17 protein-coding genes are annotated in these 16,654 nt (G+C 54.4%); 4 read left to right on the top strand and 13 right to left on the bottom strand.

What is annotated here, in order from left to right; translation table 11 throughout:
• Positions 1-109 precede the first annotated feature (109 nt).
• The 4 genes from G7064_RS14675 to purH form a co-directional block, all read right to left on the bottom strand.
• A complete protein-coding gene (locus G7064_RS14675) occupies positions 110-637 on the bottom strand; it encodes a hypothetical protein (protein WP_133274097.1) in 528 nt (175 codons plus the stop codon).
• The gene (mreC, locus tag G7064_RS14670) at positions 634-1,548 is read right to left on the bottom strand and encodes a rod shape-determining protein MreC (RefSeq protein WP_133274098.1); all 915 of its coding nucleotides are present in this window, start codon (positions 1,546-1,548) and stop codon (positions 634-636) included. The genes G7064_RS14675 and mreC overlap by 4 nt, the downstream gene beginning before the upstream one ends.
• A 126-nt stretch (positions 1,549-1,674) precedes the next feature.
• Positions 1,675-2,700, bottom strand: a complete 1,026-nt coding sequence (locus G7064_RS14665; protein ID WP_166074171.1) for a rod shape-determining protein — start codon at positions 2,698-2,700, stop codon at positions 1,675-1,677.
• Between the two features lie 245 nt (positions 2,701-2,945).
• Positions 2,946-4,481 (bottom strand): bifunctional phosphoribosylaminoimidazolecarboxamide formyltransferase/IMP cyclohydrolase, encoded by a 1,536-nt coding sequence (gene purH, locus G7064_RS14660; RefSeq protein ID WP_166074170.1) that lies wholly within the window; start codon positions 4,479-4,481, stop codon positions 2,946-2,948.
• A 199-nt stretch (positions 4,482-4,680) separates the two neighbouring features.
• Here purH and G7064_RS14655 point away from each other — a divergent pair, with 199 nt between their 5' ends.
• From G7064_RS14655 to G7064_RS14640, 4 genes are read left to right on the top strand one after another with little or no spacing between them, the layout of a single operon-like run.
• Entirely contained in the window at positions 4,681-5,331 is a 651-nt protein-coding gene (locus tag G7064_RS14655; RefSeq protein ID WP_166074169.1) for an acyl-CoA dehydrogenase family protein, read from the top strand.
• On the top strand, positions 5,298-5,852 hold the full coding sequence (locus tag G7064_RS14650) for an acyl-CoA dehydrogenase family protein (RefSeq protein ID WP_166074168.1): 555 nt from the start codon (positions 5,298-5,300) through the stop codon (positions 5,850-5,852). Before G7064_RS14655 ends, G7064_RS14650 begins: the two co-directional genes overlap by 34 nt.
• Positions 5,853-5,875: 23 nt before the next feature.
• Positions 5,876-6,640 (top strand): PIG-L deacetylase family protein, encoded by a 765-nt coding sequence (locus G7064_RS14645; RefSeq protein ID WP_166074167.1) that lies wholly within the window; start codon positions 5,876-5,878, stop codon positions 6,638-6,640.
• Positions 6,637-7,236: an SAM-dependent methyltransferase gene (locus tag G7064_RS14640; protein WP_166074166.1), complete on the top strand. Its 600-nt coding sequence runs from the start codon at positions 6,637-6,639 to the stop codon at positions 7,234-7,236. Before G7064_RS14645 ends, G7064_RS14640 begins: the two co-directional genes overlap by 4 nt.
• Here G7064_RS14640 and G7064_RS14635 read toward each other — a convergent pair.
• The 9 genes from G7064_RS14635 to ccsA form a co-directional block, all read right to left on the bottom strand.
• Positions 7,233-8,441 (bottom strand): glycosyltransferase, encoded by a 1,209-nt coding sequence (locus G7064_RS14635; protein WP_166074165.1) that lies wholly within the window; start codon positions 8,439-8,441, stop codon positions 7,233-7,235. The genes G7064_RS14640 and G7064_RS14635 overlap by 4 nt on opposite strands.
• Before the next feature lie 283 nt (positions 8,442-8,724).
• A complete protein-coding gene (locus tag G7064_RS14630; protein WP_166074164.1) occupies positions 8,725-9,936 on the bottom strand; it encodes a BamA/TamA family outer membrane protein in 1,212 nt (403 codons plus the stop codon).
• Positions 9,937-10,047: 111 nt separating this feature from the next.
• Positions 10,048-10,965, bottom strand: coding sequence for a geranylgeranylglycerol-phosphate geranylgeranyltransferase (locus G7064_RS14625; RefSeq protein ID WP_166074163.1), 918 nt, complete (start codon positions 10,963-10,965; stop codon positions 10,048-10,050).
• A gap of 135 nt (positions 10,966-11,100) precedes the next feature.
• Positions 11,101-11,295, bottom strand: a complete 195-nt coding sequence (locus tag G7064_RS14620) for a cold-shock protein (protein ID WP_133274106.1) — start codon at positions 11,293-11,295, stop codon at positions 11,101-11,103.
• A gap of 138 nt (positions 11,296-11,433) precedes the next feature.
• Positions 11,434-11,937, bottom strand: a complete 504-nt coding sequence (locus tag G7064_RS14615) for a KdsC family phosphatase (protein WP_166074161.1) — start codon at positions 11,935-11,937, stop codon at positions 11,434-11,436.
• An 89-nt stretch (positions 11,938-12,026) separates the two neighbouring features.
• Positions 12,027-12,263: a Fe-S cluster assembly protein IscX gene (iscX, locus tag G7064_RS14610; protein ID WP_133274108.1), complete on the bottom strand. Its 237-nt coding sequence runs from the start codon at positions 12,261-12,263 to the stop codon at positions 12,027-12,029.
• A gap of 131 nt (positions 12,264-12,394) precedes the next feature.
• On the bottom strand, positions 12,395-12,775 hold the full coding sequence (locus G7064_RS14605; RefSeq protein ID WP_240935510.1) for a 2Fe-2S iron-sulfur cluster-binding protein: 381 nt from the start codon (positions 12,773-12,775) through the stop codon (positions 12,395-12,397).
• 16 nt (positions 12,776-12,791) lie between these two features.
• Positions 12,792-13,628 carry a Rossmann-like and DUF2520 domain-containing protein gene (locus G7064_RS14600; protein ID WP_166074160.1) on the bottom strand — a complete coding sequence of 279 codons (837 nt, stop codon included), beginning with the start codon at positions 13,626-13,628 and terminating at the stop codon, positions 12,792-12,794.
• Positions 13,629-13,816: 188 nt separating this feature from the next.
• On the bottom strand, positions 13,817-16,423 hold the full coding sequence (gene ccsA / locus G7064_RS14595; protein WP_166074159.1) for a cytochrome c biogenesis protein CcsA: 2,607 nt from the start codon (positions 16,421-16,423) through the stop codon (positions 13,817-13,819).
• Between the last annotated feature and the right edge of the window lie 231 nt (positions 16,424-16,654).

The following is a 16,654-nucleotide window of genomic DNA, read 5'->3' as shown; positions in this document are numbered from 1 at the left end:
CGAAAGAAACTGAATAAAAAGCCCCCCAGCACAGTACCTGGGATTACAAAGGTACACAACACAAAGGCTCACTGCTTAGTCTGTAAGACGAGTGGCCCTCCCCCAACTCCTACCTCTTGCTCCGTCGCGACGGGAAAAACAGCATCTGTACAATCAGCAGCGTGATGCCCGTGAATAAGGTGCTTACTATCACTTTAATCAGCGTAACACCAATAATTTGAAAACTTCCCAGTTCTAACAGAAAAAATGCGAGGTGATGTATACTGACCAGTAAAACCAGGTAAACCAGAAACCATTGCCCCCCCATCAGGTGCACATTCACCGCGTCAGCGGCATCATAGCCATCACGGGGCGTAAGCAGTCGCAGTACCCATGGTCTTAAATACATCAGCAGCACTGCAGCGGCAGCGTGCACTCCACCCGTATCGTAGAAAATATCCATAGTAATGCCCACTCCAAAGCCTAGCAGCAATTGCACGACGATAGGCGTGGTAATGGGCAAAAACAGCAAAAAGCCCAAGTAAAAAAAGCACCAGCCCAGATCAAACAGCACTAGCTTGCTGGCTACCAGCACGTGCAACAGCACATACACAACCAACAAAATCAGGTGTAGTACAAATCCACCGGCTGCTCTCATGGCTTTAAAATCTCTTCTTCGTCCTCAGGTTTCGCACCGGCCCGCATTTGCAGCGTGTCGCGCTCCGCTTTGGGGCGGCTATTCACCACGTACACATAAGTCAGGCGCGAGAAATCCACGGCTAGCCGCACCCGGATGGTCCAGAAGTCCTTGTCTGGCTCCTTGCTGAAAGCGTCAATCGTACCAATCATCACCCCTTCCGGAAATACGGCATTGTAGCCGGAAGTAAGGACGGTGTCGCCACGCACCAGCTCGTTCTGCCGCGGAATCTGGTCAAGCAGCACGTGGGCCGCGTCGTCGCCTAGCCACTTGATACCGCCTTCGGTACCGTCACGCTTTATTTTGGCTGAAATAACTGTTTTGGAATGTAGCACGGACGTAGCCGTAGCATAATGCTCGCTGGCTACTTTCACTCGGCCTACCACTCCATCGGCCGATAGTATGCCCATTCCCGGCCGTACGCCCTCACGGGTGCCAGCATTGATGGTTACATAGTTATCAACCCGTCGACGGGTGTTGCTTATCACGCGGGCCGGAATAAGCGGATAATCAGGGTCGGTGGCGGGCAACTGGCGTAAGCCAAGCAGAATAGAATCGCGACGGGCGGGCCGCAAAGGTTCAACAGGCGCGAGGCTATCGGGCAGACGACCGGCCAGGTCGGGGCGGTAAAGTTGCTGGCGCAAGGCTGCGTTCTCAGCCACCAACCCTCTATTCACATCAACTAGCCGAAAATAATCCAGTACCTGAGTACGCATCTCCAGCACTCGGCCAGCATAGGCGTTGGCAGAATTGAAGAAGGCGGCCCGCTGATACGAGCTATTTCTAATCAACAAGTACAAACTCAACACCTCCAATAGCCCGAACACCAGGATGCCCCGGTAGCGGAAGATAAAGGTGAAAAGATTACGCACAGGAAAAGAAGCAAATAGTTAAATGGGTGAGCTTAGCGTAGCAAAAGGCTGGAGATTAAATGACTGGCTGTTCAAAGAGCAGAACAAGCAACCACTTAACCCCCAGCCACTTACTTGTTTAGCTACTTATGAAAGAAGAACACTACGGAAGCCCTGCAAGTTCTTAATTGTGGCGCCGGTACCGCGTACTACAGCACGCAAGGGATCTTCGGCAATGTGAATGGCAAGCTTGGTTTTGGCGGCCAAGCGCTTATCGAGGCCGCGGAGCAGGGCGCCCCCACCTGTCAGGTGAATACCGTTGTCGTAAATGTCGGCTGATAACTCTGGGGGGCTAATTTCCAGGGCTTTGAGTACGGCTTCCTCAATTTTGGCTACCGACTTATCCAAGGCAATAGCAATTTCAGAAGAAGTTACCTTAATCACCTTCGGAATACCCGTCATCAGGTCGCGGCCCCGGATTTCGTAGTCGGGAGGCGTAATGTCGAGCTCCGTGAGGGCAGCGCCCACTTCGATTTTGATTTTCTCGGCCGAGCGCTCCCCGATCAGCAGGTTGTGCTGGCGGCGCATATAGTCCAGAATGTCTTGGTTGAACACGTCACCAGCCGTCTTAATAGACTGGTCGCAGACGATACCGGACAGGGCAATAACTGCGATTTCGGTAGTACCGCCACCGATGTCAATAATCATAGAGCCAACGGGTTGCTCCACGTCGATGCCAATACCGATAGCGGCCGCCATTGGCTCCTGAATCATCCACACTTCTTTGGCGCCGGCGTGCTCAGCGGAGTCACGTACTGCGCGCTTCTCTACCTCGGTAATACCGGAGGGAATGCAAATCACCATGCGGTGCGAAGGCTGGAACAGACGATTGCGCGTGTCAATCATCTTAATCATGCCCTTAATCATTTCCTCCGCGGCGTGGAAGTCAGCAATTACGCCGTCCTTCAAAGGCCGAATGGTGCGAATGTTGTCGTGGGTCTTTTCGTGCATTTGCTGCGCTTGCCGGCCCACGGCAATTACTTTATTGGTAGTGCGGTCTTTGGCAATGATGCTCGGCTCATCCACCACGATTTTATCGTTGTGAATGATGAGGGTATTGGCCGTTCCCAGGTCAATGGCGATATCGCTGGTGAGGAAGTTAAAAAAACCCATTGATTTTTACGGCAATTAGAAGATAATGCGCGGGTTGCGCCACGCAAATAGGGGGCAAAAGTACGTAAGTTTGACGGAAGCGCTACCAGTAAAAATTACGACACTCCGTAGTTAAACCGGCCCTCTAACGAAAAAAGAGCGCCGGAATTGTGGCAAAAAAGCCCCCCAGCATTCCCAACTGTATAGTGATGACGATATAGGGAGTCACGCAATTATTTCTGCGCGACTCCCTATATTTCAAGTATTTAATGCTTGAAATGCCGCACGCCCGTCATGACCATAGCCATGCCGAGTTGGTCGCAGGCGGCAATGCTGTCTTGGTCTTTGATAGAGCCGCCTGGTTGCACCACCGCCCGAATACCCGCCTGACCGGCAATTTCGACACAATCGGGGAAGGGAAAGAAGGCGTCGGAGGCCATTACAGCACCTTGCAGATCGAAGCCAAACGCTTTGGCTTTCTCGATAGCCTGTTTGAGGGCATCTACTCGCGAGGTTTGGCCTACACCGGAAGCCAGCAGTTGGCCCGGCCGCGCCAGCACAATAGTATTGCTCTTAGTATGCTTGCAAACTTTGGCCGCGAATACCAGCGCTTCCGTTTCCTCGGCGGTAGGCGCCGATTTCGTTACGACTTTGAAGTCAGCGGCAGTTTCCGTTTGGCGGTCAAAATCTTGCTCTACGATGCCGTTGAGCAGTGTTTTAATCTGTTTAGCAGGCAATGCAACTGGCTTCTGGAGCAACAGAATTCGGTTTTTCTTGCTTTGCAGAATAGGTAGCGCTGCCTCACTAAACTCGGGCGCAATGAGCACTTCGAAGAACAGCTTGTTTAGCTCTTCAGCGGTGGCTTCGTCCACGGGCTTATTCACAATGATAACGCCTCCAAAAGCCGACACAGGGTCGCAGGCCAGGGCTTGCAGGTAAGCATCGTGAAGTGTGCTGGCTTGGGCTACGCCGCAGGCATTGGTGTGCTTTAGAATAGCACAGGCGGGCTGGCCATCCTCAAACTCAGCCATGAGAGCCACGGCGGCGTCTACGTCTACTAAGTTATTGTAGCTAAGCTGCTTGCCGTGCAGTTGATCGAAAAGAGCCGATAAATCACCATAGAAAGTACCTGCCTGATGCGGGTTCTCGCCGTAGCGCAGAGGCGTAGCCGGCTGCTGGCTTAGGCGCAAAGATTTGCCCCCTAGGTCGGTTCCCTGGCTTACGTAGTTGAAGATCTGGGTGTCATAGTGCGAGGTGGCGGCGAAAGCGGCAGCGGCGTACTGCCGACGATCTTCCAGATCGGTAGCGCCGTTTTTCTGCGTGAGCAACTCGGTTACGGCTTCGTACTGGTCACGGCCGCTGACAACGAGCACGTCGCGGAAGTTTTTAGCCGCAGCTCGAAGCAAAGAAATGCCGCCGATGTCAATTTTTTCAATCACGTCGGCCTCCGGCGCGCCCGATGCCACCGTTTCCTCGAACGGATACAGGTCCACTATCACCAGATCGATGGGCGGAATGTCGTGCTGCTCCGCCTCCTTGGTATCGCCGGCTTCGTGGCGGCGCTGCAAAATGCCCCCGAACACCTTTGGGTGCAGGGTTTTGACCCGCCCCCCGAACACGGCGGGAAAGCCGGTCAGGCTTTCCACGGCGGTTACTTCTGCCCCTTGCTGCTCCAAAAACTGCTGCGTTCCGCCCGTTGAGTACAGTTTGACGCCGTGCTGCTTGAGCACCGCCACTAGCGGCTCCAAACGGTCTTTGTAATAAACAGAAATAAGCGCGGAGCGAATGGGCTGAGACGACATGGCAAAGGAGATTGGGCTGAAAGAATGACAGTACGAAGGTAGGTCTCTGCCTTTGCCCCTACCAAATTCTTTCGGGTACGGAATTATGATACGACCTCTCTATGGCAAGACTGGCTCTCTATCAACTACCTTTTTTTCAATACATACCAAACCTATAGGTGCTAATCACAGTTGAGCTAATTCCACTTTACTGTTGTGTATGCTAGCTGAACAGGTTACAGAGCGTATTTTGCCAGTTGCAGCGGCTCCTACTGGCTCCCTGGTACCCGAGGAAGCGGCGGCGGCATTGGTGCCCCGCTTGGCGGTGCAGGCCCCGGTGTCGGACGAGGAAGGCGGCTTTCCAGTAGCGGAATTTGAGTGGCTGCGCGAAGCGGGTTTGCTCACAGTGCCGTTGAGCAAAGCGCTGGGCGGTGCCGATCTGCACCTGCCTGTGCACACTCTTACATTACTCCGAACTCTAAAGCATATTGGCCGCGGCAACTTAGCCGTTGGGCGCGTGTATGAAGGCCATGTAAATGCGTTGCAATTGATGCAGCGCTACGCCCAACCCGAACAGGTCGGACGCTGGGCAGAGGATGCTCATGCTGGTCACCTGTTTGGCGTCTGGAATACGCAGGCCGACGATGGTGTACGCCTCGAACCACTGGCTGGGGGGCTTTTTCGACTGTCAGGCAGCAAAACGTTTGGCTCGGGCGCGGGCCACGTGACGCGCCCCCTTATTACCGGTGCACTACCCGACGGCGGCTGGCAGATGTTCATTCTCCCAACCGATAAAATGCCCCCACGCTCGACGCCAGCTTCTGGCAGCCGCTGGGCATGCGGGCCACGGCCAGCTTTCGAGTCGACTTGACAGGCTTGGAAATCAGGGAGGAAGACTTGGTGGGGCAGCCTGGCGATTATTACCGGCAACCCGACTTCAGCGGGGGCGCTATTCGCTTCGCGGCGGTGCAGCTAGGCGCGGCGGAGGCAGTTTTCAACGAAACCAGGCGCTTTCTACAGGAGCTTAACCGCACCAATGACCCGTATCAGCAGATGCGCTTAGGCGAGTTGGCGGGCTTGATTGAAGGCGGTAATTTGTGGTTACGAGGCGCCGCCGACCACGCCTCGCGCCCCACGGCCACCCTTGATGCTGGGGCCACTGTGGCGTATGCCAACTTGGTACGCACGGCCATTGAGGATATATGCCTTCGGACACTGCAACTAGCGGAACGCTGCGTAGGAGCCCGCGGCCTGCTTCGCCCCGAGCCCTTCGAACGCCTCCACCGCGACCTGACTCACTACCTACGCCAGCCCGCCCCCGATGCAGCTATCGCCGACGCCGGCCGGTTTGCGTTAGCTCAAACGGAGCCTGCTCATCGGCTCTGGCAATAGTAGCTCCGCTCGCTGCCTGAAATATGCCAGAAACTTTCCCGTTTTCTTTTGCCGAATTGCCGCTGCGCCCCGCTGAATTTGCCCCCCGACTTGGCTCGACGGTAGTTATTGCCCCCCACCCCGACGATGAGTCCTTGGGTTGCGGTGGCTTATTGGCTCTTTTGTGCCAGGCACAGGTACCGGTTACGGCCATTCTGGTTACGGATGGTACCATGTCGCACCCCAATTCGCAGAAATATCCGCCCGCCGCTCGTCGACAGTTACGGGAAACAGAGTTTGAAGCAGCATTACTTGCCTTGGGCCTCACAACGGCTCCGCATTACATGGGCTTGCCCGATGGGAATGTACCTGTAGCAGGCGCGGCAGGCTTTGAAGCTGCTGTGGAGCAGCTACGAATGCATATACGTCAACTCTCTCCCACTACCATCCTGGTTCCTTGGCGGCGCGACCCGCATCCCGACCATCGCGCTACCAGTCAGCTCGTGCGGGCGGCGTTAGCTCAACTGCCTACGCCACCACGCCTCTTAGAATACGTAGTGTGGGCATGGGAACGAGCAGCGCCTCTCGACTTGCCCCAGCCCGGCGAGGTAGAAGGTTGGCGTCTGGACATCACGTCAGTTCTGAGCCAGAAACAGCAAGCCATCGCTGCGCACCGCTCCCAGCTTACCAACCTGATTGACGACGACCCCACTGGCTTTCAACTTTCTCCGGCTATGTTGGCTCATTTTGCCCAGTCATTCGAAGTATTTCTCGAGTTTAAGTCAGGGGATAATTCTGTATTGTTATGAACCCAAAGCAGCCTAATACTTTGCCCCCAGCCTACTTCGACGATGTATATCGGGCCAACGAAGACCCGTGGGGCTTTGAAACGAGCCCTTACGAGCGGGAGAAATACGCTACTACCCTGGCTGCGCTGCCCCATTCGCAGTACGCGCGGGCCTTCGAAATTGGCTGCTCTTTGGGAGTGCTCACCGAACAATTAGCAACCCGATGTGGGCATTTGTTGGCAGTAGATGTTGCCGAAGCGCCCTTGCTACGTGCCCGCCAGCGGTGCGCGCATTTGCCGCAGGTAGAGTTTCGGCTGTTGCGCGTACCCGAAGAATTTCCGGACTCGGCCGCGTTCAATTTAATAATGGTGTCCGAAGTCGGCTACTACTGGTCGCCAGCTGATTTGACACGCGCCGCCGACCAAATAGTGGCGGGATTAGCGCCTGGGGGGCAATTATTGCTTGTGCACTGGACCCCACCAGTGCATGATTACCCACTTACTGGCGACGAGGTACATGATTTTTTCCTGCAAAAAGCCCTAGCCAATGGTCCCTTGCGCCACTTGCACGGCCAACGCCACGAACAGTACCGGCTAGATTTGCTGGAAAAAATTTAGCCCCCCAGCTGCCCAATTAGCTGGCGAAGCTCAGTGCGGGCTTGACTAAGAGGCACCAAAGGCCAGCGGTGGGTCCAGCGCATTGTTTTGTGTTGCTGCGTCTGCACCCATTCCCATAGCTCTCCGAACGTGGAGACCCGGTAAAACGCTTTTATCAGCCCAACTACTGGTACGTGCAGCGTGGAAGCCAACTCATTACTAAAGCCGTGGTTGCCAATGGCGGCGGGCATACTGGTGCGGCTAGCCTGCCAATGCGTGCGCAATGCTTGTCGGGCCTGCCATAAAGCAAATAAGTAGGAACCGCTTTCTACCAAGGGCTCATGTTGCTCCGCGCTCATTGTGGCCCACACACGCAGTTGCCAGGAAAGGCCCACGGCCACCCGCCCATCCTGTCGATCAGAGGTAAACACGCGTACCTGCGGACTGTGGCGCACGCTGATATCGTGGCGGCGCAGGGCCCGCACGAGAGCTTCATCTTCCAAAAAACTAACGGCCGGCAGCCCGCCCACGCGGCGGTAAGCCCGCGCCGTAAGCGCCAGACTCGCGCCAAAGTGTTGGTGGTGGTGAGGCCAAGGGTCGACGGCGTCAGGATCAAGCAAATGCTCCAGCTGAGCGCGTAATAGCTGGTACGAAGCATCGCGCAGGTGATAGCGGCGTACGGCGGATTTCAGGCTTACGGAAGGCGTAGTCAGAATTCGCCCCCCAATTGCCTCCGCGCCGGCAGCGGCTTCGGCTGTCATAGCCGCGAGCCAAGTCTTACTGACCTGCGTGTCGGCGTCGGTGCTGGCAATCAGGCCCAGTGGTTGCCCCACGGTTTCCAACCGATGGCAGGCTTCGTCCATGAGTAGGCGGCGGGCGCCCCCCACATGCGCTTGAGCCGGCGGCAGCGTTATGGTAGCAACGTGCAAATTAAGCTGGGGATGGAGACGGGCAAATGCCCGCGCAACCGCCGCGGTCTGATCGTGGCAGTTGTTGGCCAGCACAATAATTTCATAGCTGCGCGTCGATAGCGGCCGGTTCTGCAAGTCAGTTTGGGCTGCTAATGCGGCCAAAGCCAAAGGCAGGTTTTCCGCTTCGTCTTTGGCAGGAATAACCACTGAAACGAATAACTCGGCCGCTGGCGGCGTCGCTACTAACCAGACAAGTGGAGGAGCGGCCGTGGCCTCTTGGGCGGCGTGAAATCGGGCTGGTGAACTGTGCTCCATCTGTCGGGCTTACGAACCAGATAAGGCGCGGTTTTTTATGAATTATATTAAAAGCGCACACTTGCGCTATATCGCTAATTATCAGCCATATAAATTACATTCATCCACCCCATTTCGTCAACCTGATCAGTGAATTAAAATGCTTTATATACCCAAGAGCGGAATCAAGCAGAGACTAGCAGTTTCGTACTTCAGTCGAAGCGCACCATGAGGCTGCATTGATTACAGAAAAAGCCCCCCAGCCGAATAACAACTGGGGGGCTTTTTTTACTAAGTGGAAGCCTTAAAACGCTTCGCCCACGGCGAAGTAAATACTAGGTGGCGTATCAGTGCCGCCAGCATAATCGAGGCGAACGTTGAGGCGGTCGCGGCGGTTGAAGCGGAAACGCAGACCGGCACCCCCGGCGAACTTGGTGCCGTCGAAGGTATAATCTGAGAGTTTATATCCTACCTGACCAGCGCCCAAGAAGGCAGCAGCATCGATGCGCCAGAAGAGCTTTTGACGAACCTCTGCCTGAAAGGTCATCATCTGCCGGTCACGGAAGCGGGTTTCGTACAAGCCCCGCATCAGACCCGAATTGTTGTAAATAGCGCCGCCCAAATTGGCCCCCAAGCCGCCCATTTCCCGGAATGGCACATTGCCGGTATGCAGCTGGGTGAGATATTGCAAAGCCAGAATCGTGTTGTTAGAGCCAAACAAGGGCTGAAAGTGGCGGGCATCCAACTGATAGCGGGTAAACTTAAAATCGCTGCCCAGCGCACCACCATTCACTAGCACATGAGCGTCCACAAAATTGCCGCTATAGGTAGCCAGCACGTTGTCGCGCCCGTCGTAGAGCAAGGAGGGGCCAATGCCGGAGCTAAGGGTGTTCTCCCGCTCGCGGGGATCAATGCGCGGATCGCGCAAAAAGTAGTTAGCACCACCATCTTCGGCGTTATCAGGAGCCGTAATATCGGTGAGGCTGGTGAGTCGGTAGCGCAGGCCCACGAACAAATTGGGGGCGATGCGCGGCATCACTTTCTCATCAAATACGATCAGCTTGAATTCCAGGTCCGACTCTGCCTCCTCACGGTTATCGTTGCCAACACCGTAATAAAACAGCTTCTGATCATATCGGCTCAACTCGCCTGATAAGAATAGCTTTTCGCCGGGCGTGAAAATGGTGTGCGTAAGCTGAATGGTACTTTGCTTTTCCTGACTAAACCAGGCAATCAGGCGGGCATTCGACTTGCGCACCGTGGTATCGGTGCCGAAGCGCCATACGGGCAAAATGGCTGCGCCGGCTGCAAAGCCCGTTTCCTGCTGATAAAACGCTATCGGCACCGGAATAAAGCTGGGCTTATCGCTGGGAGCGAAAGCAGATTTGCGGGGCTGGCTAAGGCCGGGTGCCGGAGCGGTAGTAGTAGTTGAATCGGTAGCTGGAGTGACTTGCGCAAAAGCGCCGAGGGGAGCCGCCAACACACTCAGCGTCAGCAGCGAATAAAGTAAGCGCATATAATGGCTTGGTAGAAAGGATGGATAAACCGAGCTCCAGCACATACCCACCCAAAAGGTAGTAAATGTCATTCAGTTTTCATCGCTAACGGTTTAGCTAGCCAAACTGTTTTAGCTGCCGCCTACCAGCCACAGCATAGAAAGCACTCCCGCGAGCATAATCCATTTGCACCAAGCACTTAACGTAGTAAAATGAAGTCTCCGGTCGGCGCGCAATAAGCGCCATGCCAGCCCCAGCAAGGGCATTAATACCGCCATGGCTAACCATAAGCCCAGCCCTCGGTCACTTGTCATAAATAACGCCTGACCGCTGGCCGCCCCAACCAGCACCAGTAGGTTGAGCAGAAAGAATCCGGCTACCCACTTGGTACGCGCTACTCCCCACACGATGGGCAGTGTCAGGCATTTGTGTGCGGCGTCACCGCGCATATCTTCCACATCCTTAATAACCTCCCGAACTACAGTGAGCAGAAACGCAGCCAATGCGTACACCCACACCGCCGATTGGCCAGTGCGTAATTGCAGTTCGGGGAGCAGCACCAACGCACCTGTAAGCGTAGCAATACTCACGTTACCTACCAGCGGCAAGCGCTTAAACCGCGCTGAATAGCCCCACAGCAGCAGCGCCGCCCCCACATGTACCAGCCCCAGCAGCGGCGACAATACTCCCGCAACCAATACACCCATCCCCGTTAGGATCAGGTGTGCCATCATGGCATGACGGCGGTTGATGACGCGCCCGACTACCAACCGCGTTGGTCGATTTATGCTATCAATCTTGACGTCGTAGTAATCGTTGATAATATAACCGGCAGCCGCTACGCACAAAGAAGCCAGAATGAGTAGGCCAAACGAGGCGCTGAGCAGCTGTTGAGATGCCTGGAGCAGGCATGCCCGCACGAGCAGCAGACACAGCCCCATGAGCAGCAGGTTGGGCAGGCGCACCAGCCGCATGACCGGGCGCCACCCACGCGGCTCGGTGGCCCCTGGTGCGGATACAAATGCGGCGGACCCAGCGGAAGACTGCATAACTAGAAAACCAGAGGAACCCGATAAAAATGCCCCCCACAAAGTAAGCTGGCAAATATCCTCCCCAAACACGCAAAAAGAAAGCCTCTCCAGATGGGAGAGGCTTTCTGAAAAGTAAAATTCAGGTAGGAAAACCTACACGCGCTTTACGTTTACCGCGTTTACTCCTTTGCGGCCTTCCTGCGTTTCAAACTCTACGCGGTCGTTCTGTTGGATTTGGCCCCCGTTAAGACCGGTAATGTGTACGAAGAAGTCTTCCTTCGTATTGTCATCTGTAATGAAGCCGTAGCCCTTCGACTCATTAAAGAATTTTACGGTTCCTGTTTTCATGAAAAAAATAAAAAAATGGGTTGAATGGATGATGGGGTAAATATAAATGGATTTTAGAAAAACACAACTTGCCCCAATCCATAGCGCCTAGTAAAGAACGATCAGCTTACGCAGGCGTAACGTCTGCATTACCAGACACTACCAAGTTTGCTGAGCTCGCATTACTGCTTCTATCAACTCGCGAACGGCACCGTGGCCACCGGGCAGCTTTGACACGTAGTTGCTGATTTCGCGTACATCGGTGGCGGCGTCGGCGGGGCAGGCTGCTACTGCACACCGGCGCATTACTTCCACGTCAGGGCGGTCGTCGCCCATATAGGCAATGTGCGCCGGGTCGAGGCGGTGCAAATTGATGTAGGTGTTAAAGATCTTCATCTTATCATCCACACCTAAATAGATGTCACGGACATCCAACGACTCTAAGCGCTTGCGGACACCTTCTTCCTCCCTACCCGAAATAACCACGATCCGGTAGCCTTTAGTCAGGGCATAGCGAATCGCATACCCGTCGCGGATGTGAAAAGCCCGCGCTTGCTCACCTGAGTTCAAGGCCAGCATGGTACCATCGGTAAGCACGCCGTCTACGTCAAGGATAAACGCTTGAATAGCAAGCAATTTAGAAGGAGTAATGGTTGGATCCATTGTATAAACAAGAATGGTTGGATAAGAAAATGGCATTCGTAAAACGACCAGCCATTTCCTTACCCAACCACGTAACTTAGTAGGATGCTTTATTGATTATCACGCCACTCGTACACCCACTTAGCCTGAATCTGCTCCAGGTGACCTTCGTTGGCCTGTTCGCGGGTGCCTTCGAAGTTAGGCAATGTAAGTACCCATTCCAGCAGTTCGGTGAAGCGGATGCGGTAAATTTTTGCCTCCGTAAAGTCATCGCCAAACTTTTCGTAAAGAGCAATGGCGATATCCTCGTGGTCGCTCCACTTAATGGGGGGCTCGAAATGATTCATATCTGGGCGTTGGTAAGTTCAGAAGGTAGATAGGCAAAGGTTGGAGTTGAGAAGAGAGAAAGCCGACCTAAAGTGCTGTAAAGCAGTTTTCAACTGGCTGTCTCTGTCATTCCCTACTTTTAAACGTAGCCTTAATGACCCAGGAAATCCTGAGGCGGAATAAGGATAACCAGATCGTTGCCTTCAGCCTGCACCACGCACTGGCAGGCCAGCCGGGAGTTGATACGCGGGTTCACGGCGCGGTCGATGAAATCCTCTTCCTTATCAGAAATCTCAGGTAATTCATCTTCGCCTTGCAGCACATACACGTGGCAGGTACTGCAACCGCACACACCGCCGCAGTTGTGCTGAAGCTGAATGTCGTTGTTGAGGGCCACGTCCAGCACCGACTCGCCTTGGGCTGCCACATGGGTCTGCGCGGGCTGGCCATCCTGAAACTGGAAGGTGATGTTAATGGTATTCACAAAATTGGGTTCGTGGGGGGCAATTGCGGGCACGAAGGTACGCACCACCTGTCCCGAATCAAAGCTACAACCCTGCCTCGTTGTTTAGCTCAGCGGGGGGCAATTGCTGTTGAATACTGTCGCTCAACGACTTATATAAAGCTAACCAAGCTGGGTGGGCGCTTAGCTCAGCCTGGTGGCGGGCCAGCGTAGGGGCATCGCGGCGGGCGGCGGGCCCGGTTTGTACGCTGAAAGGCGGGGCAGCTATGGCTTTTTCCACGGTTTCGCGCAGCAAGGGCGCCAGCAGCTCAAAAGGCAGTTTTGCCTCTGTTAGCAAGGCGTGGCTGATGCCTAATAGGTGATTGGTAAAGTTGCTAGCAAATACGGCCGCCACGTGGAGGCGCTGGCGCTGAAGTGTAGCCACCGGCTGCACCATTTTGCTCAGGCTATGACCCAGCGCCAGCAGCAAAGCTTGCCCGGCCTCATCGGCAGCTTCAATGCAAAGCGGCACGGCATGCCAATCTATTATGCGGCCGGGACTGAAAGTTTGCAGGGGATAAAAAACGCCCCCCCGCACCTTAGGATACGCTTCAAAGAGAGCCAGTGGTAAAGCGCCCGCCGTGTGCGCTACCAAGGCACCGACCGGAAACCTAGCGGCGGCTAATACCTCCGGCACGGCCGCATCAGGCACCGAAAGCAGATATAAATCGGCGGGCGGCTGGGCGGCAAAATCAAGATTGAGGCTGACAGCCGCTCCGGGCAATTGGTTAGCCAGACTTTGGGCACTGGCCGCCGTACGGCTCCAAACAGAGACTACCTGGTGGCCAGTTTGTAGCAACGCAGGGCCTAATTGGCTGGCTACCCGACCCGCACCAAGCAAGGCAATACGCTGGGGGGCAAATGTGGGCTGAAGTGTACTCATCGGCCGCAAGAAAGTGCTTAATCACCTGATTTTATTGTGCTGACAAGAAAAGGCCAGCACAACAGGATAATCAGACTTGATAGAAGGCAAAATAGCATTCATCAGTTTGGGCACCTGGAAATAGCACTGCTTATCCACAAAAAAGCCCCCAGATATTTACTGGGGGCTTTTTTTATGGATAAGTTGAATTAGGCCACTGATTCTGCCCGGCGCGGCGCGGGTGTTTTTATGATGGTGTTCGTATCTGCGGGAGCAGGTTGAACGGCATTTTCGCGCAGCTCGCGGCGGCGCTTTGCGAAGGCCATTCCAAAACCAACCGTCATGAGCAGCGTGCCGCTCCAGAGCAGGTTGATAAAAGGCTTCTCTACCGCTTTGAGGATAATATAATCCTTAGCCGTGGTGCTAACGCCGAAGGTAAATTTGCCCTTTTCAGGATCTACGTTGATAAAAGATAGACGCAGGCCCAGATCTTCTACCTCATCGGGTACGCGGCCAATAAGCCGGTCGCGCACAACAAACATGGGGTGAACGTGGTACTTTTTCTTCTCCCCATGCACGATAAAGTCGCCCTGAATAGCTAAGTCGCCGGGCTTCAGACCCAGACCAGTAGTTTGATGAGCTGGTTCAATGGCGCGAAGCACCGCAAAGTAATCGTTGAGGAAAATCGTGTCGCCCACGGTAATCTCGTGCTCTTTTACCTCCGTCCAGTCTTTCTCCTTACTTGGGTCGGGCACAGTGCTAATGTGAGAGTAAATATCGTGGTCAACGAACTGCTTGAGTGCTGGTGAAGCCAGCAAACCCATCTCTTCGTTTACCTGCGCCCGCGGGAAAAGGGTAAAAGCTTCCTGCGTTTCGCGGTCTTTGTACTCCACGCGGTAGTACGTATTCTCGGGCCGAATTTCGAGCGTATCGCCAACCTTATAGTAGGTCTTGTCCTTAAGCTTTATATCGCCGCGGGCAATTACCTTATACTCATCATCGGTGCGATAGATAAGCTCTTTGTTGACATACTCGGGCATACCGGGCACCTCGAAGTACTGACCGGTATAGGTTACATCATACTTACCCATCGGCGCAACATCATTACGCCAAAGCAGTACGTTGTCGCGGTTTATCTCCTCCGGAAATTCGCGCGAATACACCAGGCCCGATACGTTTGCGGAGATAATATTAGAATAGCCAGCCGATGCCAAAATACCCAATAGCATCAGTGCTACGCCAATGTGGGCTACACCCCCACCCGATATGCTCACGCGCCTCATCATCAGGCTAAGCACCATTCCTAGGTTGGTCAACACTCCAAATAGCGCCGCCGTGAGGAGCAGAATGTAAGTGGGCTCCATTTGCAGCTTGTTGTAGCGCACCAGCAGAATTACCAGCGCTGCCCCCAGCAAGGTCAGAATACCGGGCACGGCCAGCGAGTTCATCAGACTTTGCTTGTCGTTCTTCTGCCACCACATCACCTGCGCCAAACCCGAAAGCAGGGCTACTCCTACGCCGATATACAGCTGTATTTTGGTGTAATGGGCAATCTGGTCGGCGGGTAGAGCGAGGTTAGACTTGATGCCTAGGAAGCCCAGGAAAGAGTTGTAAACGGGAATGCTCGTCGTTACCAACACCTGGAAGGCACCAAGACACAACACCGTGGCCCCTACGAACACCCATAATTCGGCATTATACGTAGTCAGCTCTTTCTCAGAAATCGGGATACTCTTCCAGCGCCACACCAGCATGCTGATGGCCACCACAAAGAAGAAGCCCATATAAATCAGCAGCTGACCTGACAGGCCCAGGTCGGTGAAGGAGTGCACCGAAGCATTGCCCAACACACCACTACGGGTCAGGAAGGTGGCGTACAGAATGAGCAGGAAGGTCGCAATAACCAGCACAAAAGAGGTGCGCAAGCCTAAGCGGCTACGCTTCCACAGGATCATGCCGTGGATGGAAGCCACCAGCACCAACCAAGGAATATACACCGCATTTTCAACCGGATCCCAGTTCCAGTAGCCGCCAAAGTTCAGGGTTTCGTAGGCCCAGTAAGCACCCATCATTACCCCCACGCCCAACACTAAAGCGCCAAGCAACGTCCAGGGCAGAGCGGGCTTTACCCACTTGCTCAACTCCCCTTTCCACAGGCCAGCAATGGCAAATGCAAACGGCACGAGGGTAAGCGCAAAGCCCAAGAAGAGCGTTGGGGGGTGAATCACCATCCAGTAGTTCTGGAGCAGGGGATTCAGGCCGGTACCGTCTTTGGGAACGAAGTTGGGGTCGGTTTTCCAGACGGGCAGGTCTGTGAGGAAGTCGCGCAGCAGAATAAACGGCGACGAGCCAATTTTCAACTCCCCGATTACAACGCCCAGAATCATGGAAGTCAGGAAAAGCTGCACGCCGGCAAACACCGTCATCACAGGCGCTTCCCACTTCTTATTAAAGCGAATGATAGCTAAGCCCAGCACTACATGCCAGAATATCCAGAGCAGGAAGCTGCCCTCCTGCCCTTCCCAGAAACAGGAAATCATGTAGTGCACCGGCAAATGGTTGCTGGAGTGACTCCACACGTAATAATACTCGTACCGGTGGCCATAAATCAGGCTGAACAAGCAGCCGATAATGGATAGCACCGCCACGCCGTGCACCAAAAAAGCCCCCCGACCCAAGCGCCGCCAAGCAACATCGTCATCGCCTAAGGGGCGGCGACTGGTTGCCATATAATAAGCATACGCCGCTACGATGGCGGCCACAAACGCTATAATGACACTTATGTGTCCGAGGTCGCCGATGAAGGTATTAATCATGTTTATCGGGTAAAGTGGAGGGGCGGCTGACACGAATTACCCAGTCAGTACCCGTTTTTTAATGTGCTTTGCGGCGTGAGTAGATGAGTTTTTATTCTCTTCCAGAAGTCTCACCGCTCATAAACCAGAGCCGAGCTAAAAGGATAAAAATGAGCGGCAGCTACGTATCCTTCAGAGCAATTCTCGGCGGCATGCTGCATGCTGAAATGGACAGCCACTCTCCATTTCAAT

This window comes from Hymenobacter sp. HDW8 (assembly GCF_011305775.1).
Taxonomy (GTDB): domain Bacteria; phylum Bacteroidota; class Bacteroidia; order Cytophagales; family Hymenobacteraceae; genus Hymenobacter; species Hymenobacter radiodurans.
This window is presented reverse-complemented; position numbering and strand designations above follow the sequence as displayed.

What these genes read in the sequence shown, in the direction of transcription:
- G7064_RS14675 (WP_133274097.1), bottom strand. Translation starts at nt 637, where the DNA reads ATGAGAGCAGCCGGTGGATTTGTACTACACCTGATTTTGTTGGTTGTG.
- G7064_RS14665 (WP_166074171.1), bottom strand. Translation starts at nt 2,700, where the DNA reads ATGGGTTTTTTTAACTTCCTCACCAGCGATATCGCCATTGACCTGGGA.
- purH (WP_166074170.1), bottom strand. Translation starts at nt 4,481, where the DNA reads ATGTCGTCTCAGCCCATTCGCTCCGCGCTTATTTCTGTTTATTACAAA.
- G7064_RS14655 (WP_166074169.1), top strand. Translation starts at nt 4,681, where the DNA reads ATGCTAGCTGAACAGGTTACAGAGCGTATTTTGCCAGTTGCAGCGGCT.
- G7064_RS14650 (WP_166074168.1), top strand. Translation starts at nt 5,298, where the DNA reads ATGCGGGCCACGGCCAGCTTTCGAGTCGACTTGACAGGCTTGGAAATC.
- G7064_RS14645 (WP_166074167.1), top strand. Translation starts at nt 5,876, where the DNA reads ATGCCAGAAACTTTCCCGTTTTCTTTTGCCGAATTGCCGCTGCGCCCC.
- G7064_RS14640 (WP_166074166.1), top strand. Translation starts at nt 6,637, where the DNA reads ATGAACCCAAAGCAGCCTAATACTTTGCCCCCAGCCTACTTCGACGAT.
- G7064_RS14635 (WP_166074165.1), bottom strand. Translation starts at nt 8,441, where the DNA reads ATGGAGCACAGTTCACCAGCCCGATTTCACGCCGCCCAAGAGGCCACG.
- G7064_RS14630 (WP_166074164.1), bottom strand. Translation starts at nt 9,936, where the DNA reads ATGCGCTTACTTTATTCGCTGCTGACGCTGAGTGTGTTGGCGGCTCCC.
- G7064_RS14625 (WP_166074163.1), bottom strand. Translation starts at nt 10,965, where the DNA reads ATGCAGTCTTCCGCTGGGTCCGCCGCATTTGTATCCGCACCAGGGGCC.
- G7064_RS14620 (WP_133274106.1), bottom strand. Translation starts at nt 11,295, where the DNA reads ATGAAAACAGGAACCGTAAAATTCTTTAATGAGTCGAAGGGCTACGGC.
- G7064_RS14615 (WP_166074161.1), bottom strand. Translation starts at nt 11,937, where the DNA reads ATGGATCCAACCATTACTCCTTCTAAATTGCTTGCTATTCAAGCGTTT.
- iscX (WP_133274108.1), bottom strand. Translation starts at nt 12,263, where the DNA reads ATGAATCATTTCGAGCCCCCCATTAAGTGGAGCGACCACGAGGATATC.
- G7064_RS14600 (WP_166074160.1), bottom strand. Translation starts at nt 13,628, where the DNA reads ATGAGTACACTTCAGCCCACATTTGCCCCCCAGCGTATTGCCTTGCTT.
- ccsA (WP_166074159.1), bottom strand. Translation starts at nt 16,423, where the DNA reads ATGATTAATACCTTCATCGGCGACCTCGGACACATAAGTGTCATTATA.